The following is a 15364-nucleotide window of genomic DNA, read 5'->3' on the forward strand; positions in this document are numbered from 1 at the left end:
ATCGACACGGACCGATCGACGAGGCACGCGTCACGGATCGGCACCGACCGTGCCGTCTCCGACGTGTTTTTCCACCGCGAGGGCGACGCTCCGGTAACATGGGCCTGTTCGATCGACTCCGCGGCGACGACGACCCGCGCGTCGTCTTCCTCGGCATCGACGGCGTACCGTACGACCTCGTCGCGGACCACCCCGACGTCTTCGAGAACCTCCACCGCATCGCCGACGAGGGGGCCGGCGGCCGGATCTCCAGCATCGTCCCGCCCGAGTCGAGCGCCTGCTGGCCGAGCCTCACCACGGGCGTCAACCCCGGAAAGACCGGTGTGTACGGCTTTCAGGACCGCGAGGTCGGCTCCGACGAGACGTACGTCCCGATGGGCAAACACGTGCGGGCGACCCGCCTCTGGGACCGCGTGACCGCGGACGGTGGCGACGCGACCGTACTCAACGTCCCCGTGACGTTCCCGCCGCAGGAGGACGTCCAGCGCATGGTCTCCGGCTTCCTCTCGCCCTCGATCGAGGCCGCCGCGAGCGACGCGGAGGTCCGGTCCGTCCTCGAAGCGCACGACTACGCCATCGACGCCGACGCCAAGCTCGGCCACGACGAGGACAAGTCCGCGTTCCTCGAGAACGCCCACGACACCCTCGACGCCCGCTACGAGGTGTTCGACCACTATCTCTCCGCGGACGACTGGGACCTCTTCTTCGGCGTGTTCATGACGACCGACCGAGTGAACCACTTCCTCTTCGGCGACTACGCCAACGACACGGACGACGCCGACGCCTTCCTCGAGTTCTACCGCTCGCTCGACGACTACGTCGGCCGGATATACGACGACCTCCCCGAGGACGTCTCGCTCGTGATCGCCTCCGACCACGGGTTCACGGAGCTGGTCCACGAGGTGAACTGTAACGAGTGGCTTGCCCGCAACGGCTACCTGGACTACGACGGCGACGAGCCCGACGAGCTCGCCGACATCAGCGCCGACACCGAGGTCTTCTCCTTCATCCCCGGTCGGTTCTTCGTCAACCTCGAGGGCCGGGAGCCGGACGGCGCGGTGCCGGACGAGGAGTACGAGGCGGTCCGCGACCGGCTGATCGACGACCTGGAGTCGATGTCCGGCCCCGACGGCTCGCCCGTCTGCGCGCAGATCCACAGGGGAGAGGACGTCTTCGACGGCCCGGCCGACGACATCGCGCCCGACGTGGTCGTCGTCCCCGAGGACGGCTTCGACCTGAAGTCCGGCTTCGGCCGCAAGGAGGCGGTGTTCAGCCAGGGTCCCCGAAACGGGATGCACAAGTTCTCGAACGCGTGTCTGTTCACCGACGACGAACGGGTCGCGATCGACGACGTCGACCTCTTCGATCTGACGCCGACGCTGCTCGAGATGCTCGAGGTCGACGCGGACGCCGCCGAGTTCGACGGGCGGAGCCTCCTGCGGTCGTAGGTCCGTTCGATCTCCCGCGGTCGTAGGTCCGTTCGAAGCGCTCGGGACGCCCGAGACCGCGCCGGCTGTAGAGTTTTGTACCTCTGGGCGGTAGTGCCGTGTATGGCAGAAGACGCCACGGACGACGACGCGAACGACTCGCTCTCGCGGCTGGGCCGGATCGCGCTCGGCCTCGGGCTCGCGCTCCAGGCCTCGGAGGACTTCCGGGACATGGAGGACACCATCGACTACGCCGACTCCGCGGGCGTCCCCGTCCCCGAGGTCGCGGCGCCGCTGGCCTCCGGAACGATGGTCGTCGCCGGGCTAGGGATCGCGCTCTGGCGGCTCCCGCGGGTCGCGACCGGCGCGGCCGCGACCTTCCTCGCGGTCGTCACGGCGACGATGCACGACTTCTGGAACGCCGACGAGGACGACCGGAGCGGCGAGCGGCTGGCGTTCTTCGGGAACCTGGCGATGCTCGGCGGGGTGCTCGTCTTCCTCCGACGGGCGTACCGCTCCGAGTGAGCGGCGGCGTCGTCGAAGCCGGGAGGGTCGACCCGGTCGGACCGTCGGAGTCCGCGGCACGCGTCGCGAGCCCCCGACCCGTCGTCCGCCGCCCGCTCCGTGTCGGCCCGCGCGGATCCGGCGCCGACCCGCGCCGACCGACCCGCGGCGGGGCGGTCGCCGTCGACGCCCTCAGCGGTCCGAGAACCTGTCACGTTCCGCCAGCGCGAGGTCGCCGCCGTAGCGCTCGACGAGGGGCTCCGCCGCCGACCCGAGCGCGCGCATACACGCCGCGGTCGAGACGTACTCCAGCTCCTCCGCGACCGCCCCCCACGGGCGGCCCTGTAACACCTTCCGGACGAGCAGCCGCTCCTCGCGGTCGTCGAGGTCGACGTCGTCGGTCTCCCCGAGCAGCGTCGCGATCGCGAGGTCGCGGAACGCGCCGGGGGCGACGTCGTACATCCCCGGCCCGAACGACGCCGCGACGACCGCGCGCCACTCGTGGGGCGTGAGGTCGACCGCCGCCGCCGCGGGACAGGCCGCGAGCACGCCGCGGACCACGTCGGCGTCGACGTCGCGGTGGGCGTCCGAGAGCGCGTCGCGCTCGCGGTCCCGGAGGGCGCCCGCGTGCCGGTCGAGCAGGGCCTGTCCGGCGTCGCCCACCGGTCGGAGCATGACCGCGGAGTGCTCGCCGGAGGCGTCGTTGCGGGTGGTCGAAAGGTGGACGCTGCGGTAGCCCGCCCGCCGCCAGAACCGGAGGAGCCGCGGGGTCGCGCCGAATCCGACGGAGAAGTAGTCGACGTCGGTCGCGAACTCGTCGTGGAGCCGATCGAGCAGGCGGGAGCCGAGCCCGCGCCCGCGGAGTGCGTGGTGGACCGCGATCCGGACGGTCCGGATCCCGCGGGGCTCGGCGGCGGCCTCGTCGCGGAGCTGGCTCGTGAGCACGTCCGGCACCATGTTGCCGCGGACGCGCTCGCCCTCGTACATCCCGGCGCGCGTCTCCGGGTCGAGCCCGCCCTCGCGGGCGCACAGCGCGACGGCGACGACGCGGTCGTCGACGACGAGCGCCCGCGCGACGAGGTTCGGCGCGTCGAGCAGCCGCGCGAGGTCGTTCGGCTCCGTCCGGTAGTGGGCGGCCACGAGCAGCCCGAACGCCTCGCCGAGCAGGACCTCGTCGTCGAGGAGGTCGGCGGGCGAGAGCGACCGGTACTCGACGTCGTCGACGGTCGTCCCCGCGACCGCCTCCGGAACCGCCGGGCGGGCGTCGAGCAGCAGCGCGCGGGCGACCCACGACTCGACCGGGTCGTCGCGGGCGTACCGGATCGGCTCGTCCAGCCGGACGTCCCGAACCGCGAACTCGCTCCCCGCGAGCCGGTCGCGGAAGCGCACCGAGAAGCCGCGGCCCGCACCCTCGTAGCCGTGGACCGTGGTACAGAACGCGACCGCGGGCGCGGCGAGGAACCGCTCGAGCAGCCGCACCGGGAGCGCGGCCGCCTCGTCGACGACGACGCAGTCGGGGTCGCCGGGGAGGTCGGCCGCGGCCGCCGGCGGGAGGAACCGGACGCGACCGCCGCCGGGCGCGCGGACCGTCCGGTCCTCCTCGGGGTTCCTCCCGCCGGCGCCGTCCCCCTCCGCGTCGACGACCCCGCGGGCGCGGGCGAACACCGCCGCCGCGTTGCGGAAGCCGGGGGCGGTGACGAGCACGTCCCGACCGTCGAGGGCGAGCGCGCCGGCGGCGAGCCCGGCCGCGCTCGACTTCCCCCGTCCCCGGTCGGACTCGACGACGGTCGCCGAGCCCGGCGTCGCCAGCGACTCCAGCGCCCGGACCGCACGCGACTGGTCGGGGGTGAGACACGCGTCGTAGACCGACTCGGGAAACGTCGCGGTCGCGGGACGCCCCGGCGGCGACCGCGGCCGCGCCGCCGGCGGATCGGTGAGTCCGTCGCGTTCGACCGCGACCCCCGTTCCGGCGGACCCACCCTCCGCTCCGTCCAGGTCGACGACCGCGACGCCGGGATGCGTCCGGATCGTCGCGACGACCCGCTCGCGGAACCGCCCCGTCACGTCCCCGAGCGTGAACGGCGGGACCGCGAGCGACTCGTCGAAGCCGTCCCGCCGGTCCGGCCAGTCGTCGAGCGCAGGCGTCACGAGCATCAGGAGCCCGCCGCCGTCGACCGCGCCCGCGGCCCGACCGAGCGCGTTCGGGACGAACCGGTCGTGACAGTCGAGGACGACGACCTCGCGCGTGCGACCGAGCAGGTCGTCCGCGCCGCGGGGGGCGAGCCGCTCGAACCGGAACCCCTCGAGGGTGGAGACGAGCGAGACGTCCCCCTCGTCGGCGTCGACCGCCTCGATCGCGTCGTAGGCGGCGTCGACGCCGCGGTCGCGGTCACCGGCGAGCACGAGGAGCCGCCGCTGGTTCGCCCGCTCGGCCTCGCGTTTCAGGTCCCGTGCCAGTGCCGCGATCATTCGGCGGCCCTACTCGGGCGCGGGGGATGTGTGTTGCCTTCGACGGTCGCGAGCGGGGCGGCGCGGGAGCCGGGCGTCATCGACTCCGTCGAGGCGGGAGGCTTACGACGCCGGGGACCCTCCGTCCGCTCATGCCCACGGTCACGCTCATCGGCTCGCGGCTCGCGGACACGGGCCGCGAGTTCGTCTACGAGGGGGAGTCGCCCGACTGTGCGGGCTGTCCCTACCGGAGCCAGTGTCTCAACCTCTCGGTCGGGACGCGATACCGGGTCACGGACGTGCGCGAGAACGCCCAGACGCTCGACTGCGCCGTTCACGACGCCGGCGTCCGGGCGGTCGAGGTCGAGCCCGCGCCGGTCCCCGCGAACGTTCCCTCGAAGGGGGCGTACGCCGGCAGCCGGGCGTCGCTCGCCGGCCCGTGTCCACACACCGAGTGCCCGAGCCACGAGTACTGCGTCCCCGACGGGGCGGACTTCGACGAGGAGCGCCGGATCGAGCGAGTGCTCGGCGATCCGCCGCACGACTACTGCGCGCTCGACCGGGAGTTGACCCTCGTGGAGTTCAAAGCCGAGGAGGAGTGACCGACGGACCGGCGTGACCGATCCGGTCCGGAGTGACCGAACCGGCCCGGACCTACAGCCCGGCGACCGCCTCGAGCGTGATCCGGATCGCCCGCTCGACGTTGTCTCTCGCCTTCTCGGGGAGCTCGTCGTCGGAGTCGGCACCCTTCTGGGTGCCCGCGACGAGGTTGCCGTCGACGGTACAGATCGCGCCGGCGGCGAGCCCCTTCCGGCGGGCGAGCGAGAACACCGTCGCGGCCTCCATCTCGATCGCGAGCAGGTTCGCGTCCCCCCAGTCGGCGACGTACTCGTCGCTCTCGTTGTAGAAGGCGTCGTCGGAGACGATGGGGCCGACGTGGACTTCCTCGTCGTTCGCCTCCGCGCCGTCGACGAGCGCGGAGAGCACGTCGTAGTCCGGGACTGCGGGGTACTCGACGGCCTCGTAGCGCTTGCTCGTCCCCTCCTCCTTCGCCGCGCCGGTCGCGACGACCATGTCGCCGACCTCCATGTCGGCCTGGAGCGCCCCGCAGGTGCCACAGCGGAGGAACGTCTCGACGCCGACGCGCGAGAGCTCCTCCACCGCGATGGCCGCGGAGGGGCAGCCGATCCCGGTCGAACAGATCGTGAGGTCGACGCCCTCGTAGCTCGCGTTGACGACCTTGTACTCGCGGTTCTCGGCGACCACCTCGCCGTCGTCACACAGGTCGGCGATCCGGTCGACGCGGCCGGGGTCGCCCGGCACGATCGCGGTCTCGTGGACGTCGCCCTCCTCAACCAGCAGGTGCGGCTGTTTCGCCATACGACCGTCTCCAGCGGCCGCGCGCAAAAACGACCCGGTACTCGGCGCGGTTTCCGGGCGGGACCTCACGCCGGGCGTCACCCGCGGTGGACGCGACGGCCGGACCGACGCGCGTCGGCCGCGTTACGCTCCCTCGGTGATGATCCGCGAGAGGCGGTCGCGGTCGACCAGCTCGTCCTCGGTGAACTCCTCCGGGTAGTACCCCTTCGCGTACCGCTCGATCATGAAGAGGTTGTGTAGCGGTCCGGCGTAGATCGGTCCGCCGCGGAACACCCGGTCCTCCTCGACCGCCGTCAGCTGGCTTCCGAGCTCGTGGTCCTTCAGATGCGCGAGCACGGTCTCCTCGAACTCGGCTCGCGTCATGCCCTCCCGGTGGTACCGCAACAGCAGCGAGTCGGGATCGACCTCGAGGAGTGCCTCGTAGTCGAGCGACTGCGACCCGGAGTACCCCTCGACGTCGGTTCCGGCGAACGCGTCGTCGATCCCGAGCGCGTGGAAGTGTTCCTTGTTCGCGCCCCGTCCGTCGATCCGATACGGCGTGAACTCCTCCGGCTGTCGGCCGGCGAACACGAGGGCGGCATCGGGCCGGTCCTCGCGTGCCGGCAGCCGCGACTGGACGTCCGTCACCAGCTCGTCGTGGATCGACCGGATCGCCTCGAACCGCTCGCGTTCCCGGACGACCTCGGCGACCTTCTCGAACGCCTCGTACAGCGAGTAGTACCGGTAGTCGTGCCAGTCGTCGGTTCGCCGGAAGATCAGGTTCCCGAGGAAGGGGGCGACGTTCGTTCGGACCTCCTCGAGGTCCGCCTCGCTCCACGCGCCGAGCCAGTCCGTCAGTGCGCCCGGATCCATCAGGTGGAGGTCCGCGTCCATCTCGTAGAACGGCTCCTTCGAGACGCCGTCGTTCCACAGCTGGGTGAGCCCGTCGAGATCGATCGAGACGCCGTCGAGCTCCTCGTAGTGTATCGTCTTGTACCGTCCGCGGTACCAGATCGACCGGACCGCGTCGGCGTGGCCGAGCGCGACCAGCATGTCGATGTAGTCCGCGGTGAACGGGGCGATGGTCTCCGGGACGCGATCGAACTCCACCGTGCCGACCGGCTCCATCGTCACCGAGTAGCCGGACGCCTCGGTCGCGTCCCCCTCTCCGCCGTCGCTCCCGCCGTCGCCGGTCCCGCCCGTCCCGTTCGGTTCGGGTTCGCCGCCGGCGTCGCCGGGACCGAGACAGCCCGCGGCCAGTCCGGCACCCACGACCGTCCCGCCGTACCGCACGTACTCGCGCCGCGTCGAGGCCTCGCGCTCGTCGTCTGGCATACGTTTTAGGCCAGCCTAATATTACAAATGCGTTCCGAATCGTACGCGGACCTACGTCGATCGTCGAGGCGCGCCACAGCGCGGGCACGTCGGCGGGCCGCCGTCGGAGAGATCGAGGCCGCAGTGCGGACACTCGCCGTCGCCGGCGGGCGAGGTGATCTCCTCGACGATCGGGTCCGTCCCCTCGCGGATCGATTCGACGGATCCGGGATCGTCCGGCCGCTTCCCCGATCCTCCCTCGTGGAGCACCTCCCGAAGGAACTCCACGCGGGCGGTCAGAAACGACGGCGGATCGTCGAACGTCGACTCGACCGCGTCGAGGTCGGGCGCCGGGTCGACCGGGGATCCCGACCGCACGATCGTCCCGAGGGCCTCGGCCGCTCGCGCCCGGACGTACGGGCTCTCGTCCTCGCTCGCCCGCGTCCGGAACGCCTCCGCCGCCACCGAGAGCCGCTCCGGGTGCTCGGTCCCGACCACGACCAGCGCCGTACAGAGGTGGTAGCGGACGAGTTCGCGGTCGTCCTCGAGGTGATCCGCCAGCGAGGCGACCTGGTGGCGCAGTCGACTCGGGTCGCCCGCCGCCACGTGTTTCAGCGCCTTCGCCAGCTTCTCTCTGACCTCCGGTTCGTCGAAGGAGAGCCCGACCCGGAGGTCCGCCAGAACTGCCGGGTCGCCGACCTCCTCGGGCGACTCCAGCGCGACGTAGCCCAGCGTCTCGGCACACCGCGCCCGCACGTAGTAGAACTCCCCGTCGTCGGCGAGGCGAGCCGCCACCCGATCCGCGACCGGCAGGACGACCGCGGGCTCCGCCGCCGCCAGCGCGACGAACAGTTTGGCCGTGGTCAGCCTCACCGCCCGGTCGTCGTCGGTCAGGAACTCCGAGAGCGGCACGGCCAGTCCCTCGAAAAGCCCCGGCCGCTCTCCGGCCGCCTCGCGGAGCGCCCGGAGGAACGCCTTGCGCCTCTCGGAGTCGGCCGCGGCCAGCCGGTCCAGACACGCCGTCGCCTCTGCCCGAGCCCCGTCGGCGAGGAGATCGAGGAGTCGATCGGACGACGGCGGTCGGTCCCGGTCAGTCACGTTCCACCGTGACCGGATTCCACGACGGGACGCTTCAATCCCTGGGTCGCCACGGTCCGGGCTTCCACGGCGTCCCCCCCCTCGACTCGAGTGAGGCCGGGATCGACGCTCGGATCCGGATTTGCTATATCGATATACGATGTATGGACTGTCGAAGGAGGTCACGGATCGAGCGGGCCGACGTCGCTCACACCGGCCGAGCGGGGGGACCGAGCACGGGGAGCGCGACGCGCGGGTCGGGCGGCCAGGGCTCGGGAAGCGGGAGGGGGCCGATCGGGCGGTTCTCGTGCGTGAGACGCGGCGGCGGGCATTTATAACGGTCCGCGACGCAGGGTGGGCAATGAGTTTCAGACACGACCGTCGGGGCCAGTCGGTCGTGGTGGGGACCGTGATCCTCTTCGGGTTCCTGATCCTCGCGATGGCGACGTATCAGGTCCAGTTCGTGCCGACGGAGAACGCGGAGATCGAGTTCGAACACAGCCAGCAGGTCGAAGGCGAGTTCCTGGACCTGCGGAACGCGATCCTTCAGGCCGGATCGACGGGGTCGGTACAATCCGAGCCGATACAGCTCGGGACGCGATATCCCCAGCGGACGTTCTTCCTGAACCCGCCGCCCGCCTCCGGATCGCTTCAGACGACGGGGGCGGAGGCGATCCAGGTGAACGCCACGGTCGGGTCGGGAGCCCACGAGAACGTCCGTGAGTTCTGGACGCAAACCGATCCGCGATTCAACACCACGTCCATCCGGTACACGCCGGACTACAACGAGTATCGGGGCGCTCCGCGACTGCTGTACGAACACTCCGTCGTGGCCGCGGAGTTCGACGACGCCGTCCTCCTCCGGTCGGATCAGACGGTCGTCCGTGGCGATCGGATCGCGATAACAGCCCTGACCGGAGCCATCTCGGAGACCGGTGTGGAGTCTCAAAGCGTCGATCCGGAGCCGATCTCGCGGAGCAGCAGGACGGTCCCGATAACGGGTGACGGCGGCGACGTCGAGATCGTTCTTCCGACGGCCGTCGATGACGTCACCGCGCTCCGGGACCGGTGGGCCGCGGAACTTCCGAACGCGACCGTCACCGAGGACGGCGGCACGGTCCGGATCGCCCTCAACGGCAGCGAGACGTATCGGCTCGGGCTCTCGAAGGTCGCGGTCGACGGCGGCGGGACGACCGAGCCGGCGTACGTCGTCCCGGTTAGCGGTCAGAACGTGACCGTAGGCGAAGACGTTGGTGTCGAGGTACGAGACAAGTACAATAATCCCGTCGTGGGTGCTGAGGTATCGCTTAACGGTACCACCGAGAACACGAACGCTGACGGACGGGCTTTCTTCGAACCGGACGCTCCAGGCGATTACAACGCGACGATCAATGGAACCGGGGGTCAGAGCTATGAGTCGGTCGTATTCGACGTCTCGCTGGCTGGCAAGGGCGGTGGTGTGGGCGCCTTGACGCGGCCGGTGTTCAGCGACGGACCCATGGCCACACCGAACACGGTGACCCAGGGCAACTCCTTTGATCTCAGTGCGATCATCGACAATATCGGTCGGGGTGGGACGGATATTGTGAACGCGACGTGGGCTGATGCCCAGGGGAACAGTGGAACTCTCAGATCCGTTGACGGAAGTTTTGATCAACCCGTAGAGGCCGTTGAGTCAACTGGTATCGATACAGCGGGATGGAATACCGGTATCCACATTATCACTGTGACTGCGACCGACGGAAACGGCAACTCGGTCAGCGAAGACATTGAGGTGAAGATCACGCAGTCACAGCAGTCCAGTCTTGCGGACAGCGTCGAACTTGTGGAAAGTGATACTGAGATCAATAACGGTAACCTCGTTGTTCGGTTCCGGAACGACAATTCCCAATCGATAACATTCGAGCGGGCACAGTTGGTGGAGTACGACGAAGCAAACGCTCCGGGGAATCGGGATCCGATCGGCATTGTGGAGTACGAATACGGTAATGTCGAGTTAGCCGAAGGAGACTCCCTTGAGAACGTGACTGGACCGACCGTGAGCAATGGTGCGAACGTGGATATAATCCTTAGTCCGGTGGCGACCGGGGCCTCCGGTAATTCCGGAGGAAACGCAAACGTAGAACGAGGGGACACGATCGAGTTCACGGTCGAGTTCAATGACGGGAGCCAACGAACCTATCAATACACAGTGCCGTAGGTGGCAGCTTTTTATGAACGTCTGTGATCACCGACCGGTTTAGATCACCCGTTGACCAGGGTAACAGTCAGCGGGTCTTGGCGATTGCGTGCGTCGATATCGACCGCTCTTAGCGGTCCTATGCTGCCGTCACGTTCTCGATCTTCGTTGAGGAGTTCGATTGCCGATCTTTCATCCTCCGTCGTGGATGCCGTGAGTTCCCTTTGTATCTCTGACGGCCGTCTCGCTGGTCGACCACAGTTTCGATTTTTCACGAAGTAGACCCTTTGGAACGCCGATGTCGGGACCCTCCCTGAATCTCTTGTGAATCGTCGCCTTCTGGTTGCTCGTGACGGTCGACCCCTCCTTTCGAGTTGGTTATACGTCACAAATCATTATATATTATTTGGTATTATATAATTTGAAATTAACCAACGGTATGGATTAATTCAGGGACAGGATGGTTGACAACGCAGTCTGATCGATCCCCTGGCGACCCGATAATATTCCACGATCGACGTAACGACCTATCGACACACCCATAAGCACGCCTCGTGAACGACCGTCCATGACCGCAGTGGGGATCGACGCCATCGAGATCCGATCCGGAAAGCTCAAACTCGACTTACCGGGCACGTTCGCCCCGCAGAAGGGCGACGACCCGGAGAAGTACACGAAGGGGCTGGGGCTCACGAACTCCTCGTTCCCGGACGTCTACGAGGACATCGTCACCATGGGCGCGAACGCGGCCAAGCGTCTGATGGACCGCAAGGGGCTTGAGCCCGACGACATCGGGCGGATCGACGTCGCCACGGAGTCCGCGTTCGACCACTCGAAGCCCGTCTCGACGTACATCGCGGGCTGTCTGGAGAAGGTGTACGACGGCGACTTCGTCCACGCCAACAAGGGCGAGCGCAAGTTCGCCTGCGTCGCCGGCACGCAGGCGGTCGACGACGCGTACAACTGGATCCGGGCGGGGCGGAACCGCGGCCGCGCGGCGCTCGTGATCGCGACCGACACCGCGCTGTACGCCCGCGGCGACCCCGGCGAGGCGACCCAGGGCGCGGGCGCGGTCGCGATGCTCATCGCCGAGGAGCCGAGCCTCGTCGAGCTCTCGACGGACCAGGGGTACGGCTCGAAGGACGAGACGGACTTCCTGAAGCCGAACCAGCAGTTCCCGAGCGTCGACGGCAAGCGCTCGATGCAGGTGTACCTCTCGCGGATGCGCGAGGCGCTCGAGGACTACGAGTCGGTCGCGGGCAAGATCGAGCTCGACGACTTCGCGTACGCCCCCTTCCACACGCCGTTTCCGGGGATGGTCCGGAAGGCCGCCCTGCTCGCGTACCGTCACGTGATCCGGGACACGGAGTACGAGGACGACCTCGCCGACGAGATCGGCCGCCAGCCGCGCGAGGACGCGTACGACGACCGCGAGGCCTACGAGGAGGCGATCCGCGACTACATGGACGAGCTGAAGACCACCGAGCAGTACCGCACGTGGTACGACGACGCCGTCGAGCCGACGCTCGGGCTCTCGCGCGAGGTCGGCAACTGGTACACCTCCTCGGTTCACGTCGCCCGCGTGAGCGCCCTGCGTGACGCGCTCGAGCGCGACCGCGACTTCGTCGACGAGACGCTGCTCGTCGCCTCCTACGGCTCCGGCGCGCAGGCCGAGATCCACGCCGAGACGGTTCGCGAGGGATGGCGCTCGGAGATCGAGGCGCTGGACATCGACGACCAGCTCGCGAGCCGGTACGACCTCTCGTGGGAGGAGTACGAGGACGTCCACGACATCCACGAGTACGACAAGGACCTCGAGCGCGAGATCGAGGAGTTCACCGCCCCCGAGGGCGAGTTCGTCTTCACCGGCTGGGGTCGGATGAACGAGCGGAAGTACGAGTACGTCGAGTAGCGGATCGACCCGTCGTTCGCCCGTCGTTCGTCCGCCACGCGCCGGTCGCTCGACCGCCGTTCTCCGTGAAAACGGCTCACACGACGGCTCTCGAATACGATGGGTTTAAACGACCTTGGGCTGAATTCCCCCCTAATGGTAACCATCTACGACGTGCCGGCGGACGCCCTCATCGAGGCCGTCGCGGCGCGACTCGAGGACCGGATCGACGAGCCCGACTGGGTGGAGTTCACGAAGACCGGCGCGGGCAAGGAGCTTCCGCCCGAGCAGGACGACTTCTGGTACGTCCGCTCGGCGAGTCTCCTCCGCAAGGTCGCACAGAACGAGCCCATCGGCATCGAGCGGCTCGCCACCGAGTACGGCTCGAAGAAGCGCGGCTCGAACCGCTACGTCGTCCGTCCCGGCGAGCACGAGAGCGGCTCCCGCAAGCTCATCCGCGCGTCGCTCCAGGCGCTCGAGGAGGAGGGGCTCGTCACCACCGCCGCCGGCGAGGGTCGCCGCGTCTCCGACGAGGGCGAGGCGTTCCTCTCGGAGGTCGCGAGCGAGGTCCTCGAGGACCTCGACCGGCCGGAACTCGAACGCTACGCGTAGACCGTCTCCGTTCTCTCCCCGATATCGTCCGCCGTGAGCCCCCGGCTCGCGGCGTCGCTGCCGTCCGTGAGCGTCGATCGGGACTCGACCCGCGTTGCCCAGCTTGTATCTAATGTCGCTATATCAAAACTCGATCGGGGCCACGTCGCCGGCGTGTTCCGTCCCGCGAGGTCGCGGCCGCCCGAAACGGGTCGATCCCGTCCGGACTCCGTCGACGTCGCTCGTTTCGGTTCTTGGACTCGCTCCGGCGTTTACCGCCACAGCGGCCGGTACTCCTCGTCCGGCGTGTACCGGCGGAACAGGAGGCTGTTCGACAGCACCGACACGCTGGAGAACGCCATCGCGACGGCGGCGAGCACGGGCTGGAGCAGGCCGAGCGAGGCCAGCGGGATCATCGCCGTGTTGTAGCCGAGCGCCCACACGAGGTTCTGTCTGATCTTCGCGAGCGTCGCCTCCGAGATGCGGATCGCCTTCACGACGTCGACCGGGTCGTCGCGCATCAGCGTCACGTCGGCGGCCTCGATGGCGACGTCGGTCCCCGAGCCGATGGCCGTGCCGACGTACGCGACCGCGAGCGCGGGGGCGTCGTTGACGCCGTCGCCGACCATCATCGCCTTGCGGCCCTCGTCCTGGATGGACTCCACGGCGTCGGATTTGTCCTCGGGCAATACCTCCGCGCGGACGTTCTCGGGGTCGATGCCGACCCGCTCGGCGACCGCGCGGGCGGTCCGCGCGTTGTCGCCGGTGATCATCATCACGTCGACGCCACGCTCCCGGAGTTGGCTCACGGCGTCGCGCGCGCTCTGCTTGACCGTGTCGGCGTCGGCGACGACGCCCACGAGTTCGCCCTCCGCTCGCGACTGACCGCCGCTCGCATCGCGGTTCTCGCCTCGCTCCGAACCGCGCACCGCGACCAGCATCGCCGTCTTCCCCTCCGTTTCGAGACGCTCCATCGTCTCCGCGGCGAGCGCGGGATCGATCCCGTTGTCGCGGAGGAGCTTCCGGTTGCCGACCAGCACCTCGACGTCTCCCGGCTCCGTCCCGTCGCCGCTCGACCGTTCGGCGGTCCGTCGGACCGCCCTGCCGTCCACGGTCGCCTTGACACCCTGGCCGGGGACGTTCTCGAAGTCGTCGGGATCGGTCACGTCGATGCCGCGGTCCTCCGCGCCGTCGACGATCGCCCGAGCGAGCGGGTGTTCGCTCCCGCTCTCGGCGCTCGCGGCGAGTCGCAACACGTCGTCCTCGTCGAGCCGGTCGCGTTCGGCGAGTCGGCCGCCGTCGGTGGCGGAGTCCGCGCCGTCGGCCGCCGGAGCCCCGCCGTCCGCGACCGGCTGCCCGTCGTCGCCGAAGACGACGACGTCGGTCAGCTCCATCTCGCCCTCCGTGAGCGTCCCGGTCTTGTCGAAGACGACGGTGTCGACGTCCTTCGCGCGCTCGAGGACGTCGCCGCCCTTGAAGAGGACGCCGTTGCCCGCGCCGATGGTCGTCCCGACCATCGTGGCGGCCGGCGTCGCCAGCCCCAGCGCGCAGGGACACGCGATCAGGACGGCCGAGGCGAACACGATGACGGCGAACTCGAAGACCGAGACGCCGCCGCCGGCGACCGCGGGACCGTCCGCGACGAGACCCCACAGCGGGAGCGCGTCGACGACCCCCGCGAGCGCCGCGGGGAACAGGAACCACGCCACGCCCCACACCAGGGCGTTCGCGATGACCGCGGGGACGAAGTACGCGGAGATGCGGTCGGCGAGGTTCTGGATGTCGGGCTGGCGGGACTGCGCCTCCTTCACCGTCCGAACGATCTGCTGGAGCGCCGTGTCTTCCCCGACCTTCGTCGCCTCGACGACGAGCACGCCGTTCTCGTTGATCGTCGACCCGACGACCTCGTCGCCCTCGGACTTCTCGACGGGGACGGACTCGCCGGTCACCATCGACTCGTCGACCGCCGACCGGCCGTCGACGACGACGCCGTCGGTGGGGATCCGCTCGCCGGGGCGGACCTTCATCCGGTCGCCGACCGCGACGTCCTCGAGGGGGACCTCTTCCTCGGTTCCGTCCTCGTCGACGACGGTCGCAGTGTCCGCCTCCATCTCCAGCAGCTTCCGGAGCGCCTCGCCGGCCTGCCCCTTCGAACGGGCCTCGAGGTAGTTGCCGAGCGTGATGAACACGAGGATGAACGCCGCCGTGTCGAAGTAGACCTCGCCGGCGATGACCCGGAACAGGACCGCCACGGAGTAGACGTACGCGGTCGTCGAGCCCAGCGCGATCAGCACGTCCATGTTGGCGCGGCCGTTCGTGACGAGCGCCTTGTAGGAGTTCTCGTAGAACGGCCTGCCGAGCACCGCCTGGACCGGCGTCGCCAGCGCGAACGCGATCCAGGGAGTCGGGATCCCGGCGACGGCGTCGCCGACGAGTCCGAGCCCCAGCAGGTGGTCGACCATGAACGCCAGAAGCGGGAGGGAGAGCGCGGCCCCGAACAGCGTCAACCGGAGCTGTCGACGGATCTCGCCCTGCCGAGCGGCCTCGCGGGCGTCGCCCTCCGAGCCGTCGTCG

Annotated in this window: 11 protein-coding genes; 6 read left to right on the plus strand and 5 right to left on the minus strand. The window is 69.2% G+C overall.

Annotation, left to right across the window (positions count from 1 at the left end):
- The first annotated feature begins 98 nt into the window (after positions 1 to 98).
- Together DJ70_RS01260 and DJ70_RS01265 are read left to right on the plus strand one after the other, a co-directional pair.
- Positions 99 to 1448: an alkaline phosphatase family protein gene (locus tag DJ70_RS01260; protein ID WP_094529436.1), complete on the plus strand. Its 1350-nt coding sequence runs from the start codon at positions 99 to 101 to the stop codon at positions 1446 to 1448.
- Positions 1449 to 1550: 102 nt separating this feature from the next.
- Positions 1551 to 1952 carry a DoxX family protein gene (locus tag DJ70_RS01265; RefSeq protein WP_094529438.1) on the plus strand — a complete coding sequence of 134 codons (402 nt, stop codon included), beginning with the start codon at positions 1551 to 1553 and terminating at the stop codon, positions 1950 to 1952.
- 171 nt (positions 1953 to 2123) lie between these two features.
- Here the strand turns inward: DJ70_RS01265 and tmcA are convergent, their stop codons facing one another.
- Positions 2124 to 4400: a tRNA(Met) cytidine acetyltransferase TmcA gene (gene tmcA / locus DJ70_RS01270; protein ID WP_094529440.1), complete on the minus strand. Its 2277-nt coding sequence runs from the start codon at positions 4398 to 4400 to the stop codon at positions 2124 to 2126.
- A 131-nt stretch (positions 4401 to 4531) separates the two neighbouring features.
- Between tmcA and DJ70_RS01275 the strand changes: the two genes are divergently transcribed.
- Positions 4532 to 4981: a UPF0179 family protein gene (locus DJ70_RS01275; RefSeq protein WP_094529442.1), complete on the plus strand. Its 450-nt coding sequence runs from the start codon at positions 4532 to 4534 to the stop codon at positions 4979 to 4981.
- Between the two features lie 52 nt (positions 4982 to 5033).
- Here DJ70_RS01275 and DJ70_RS01280 read toward each other — a convergent pair whose 3' ends face one another.
- The 3 genes from DJ70_RS01280 to DJ70_RS01290 form a co-directional block, all read right to left on the minus strand.
- Positions 5034 to 5759 carry a nucleoside phosphorylase gene (locus tag DJ70_RS01280; RefSeq protein WP_094529444.1) on the minus strand — a complete coding sequence of 242 codons (726 nt, stop codon included), beginning with the start codon at positions 5757 to 5759 and terminating at the stop codon, positions 5034 to 5036.
- Positions 5760 to 5882: 123 nt separating this feature from the next.
- Positions 5883 to 7073, minus strand: a complete 1191-nt coding sequence (locus DJ70_RS01285) for an ABC transporter substrate-binding protein (RefSeq protein WP_094529446.1) — start codon at positions 7071 to 7073, stop codon at positions 5883 to 5885.
- Between the two features lie 51 nt (positions 7074 to 7124).
- Positions 7125 to 8150, minus strand: a complete 1026-nt coding sequence (locus tag DJ70_RS01290) for a HEAT repeat domain-containing protein (protein ID WP_094529447.1) — start codon at positions 8148 to 8150, stop codon at positions 7125 to 7127.
- Between the two features lie 340 nt (positions 8151 to 8490).
- Between DJ70_RS01290 and DJ70_RS01295 the strand changes: the two genes are divergently transcribed.
- From DJ70_RS01295 to DJ70_RS01305, 3 genes are all read left to right on the plus strand, one after another.
- Complete coding sequence (locus DJ70_RS01295) at positions 8491 to 10329, plus strand: carboxypeptidase regulatory-like domain-containing protein (RefSeq protein WP_094529449.1); 1839 nt, start codon at positions 8491 to 8493, stop codon at positions 10327 to 10329.
- Positions 10330 to 10876: 547 nt separating this feature from the next.
- Entirely contained in the window at positions 10877 to 12220 is a 1344-nt protein-coding gene (gene hmgB, locus DJ70_RS01300) for a hydroxymethylglutaryl-CoA synthase (RefSeq protein ID WP_094529451.1), read from the plus strand.
- 135 nt (positions 12221 to 12355) lie between these two features.
- Positions 12356 to 12811 (plus strand): 30S ribosomal protein S19e, encoded by a 456-nt coding sequence (locus DJ70_RS01305; protein ID WP_094529453.1) that lies wholly within the window; start codon positions 12356 to 12358, stop codon positions 12809 to 12811.
- Positions 12812 to 13062: 251 nt separating this feature from the next.
- Here the strand turns inward: DJ70_RS01305 and DJ70_RS01310 are convergent.
- The coding region (locus DJ70_RS01310; RefSeq protein WP_094529455.1) for a copper-translocating P-type ATPase at positions 13063 to 15364 on the minus strand (2302 nt) is incomplete at its 5' end.

This window comes from Halorubrum halodurans (genome assembly GCF_002252985.1).
Classification (GTDB): Archaea; Halobacteriota; Halobacteria; order Halobacteriales; family Haloferacaceae; genus Halorubrum; species Halorubrum halodurans.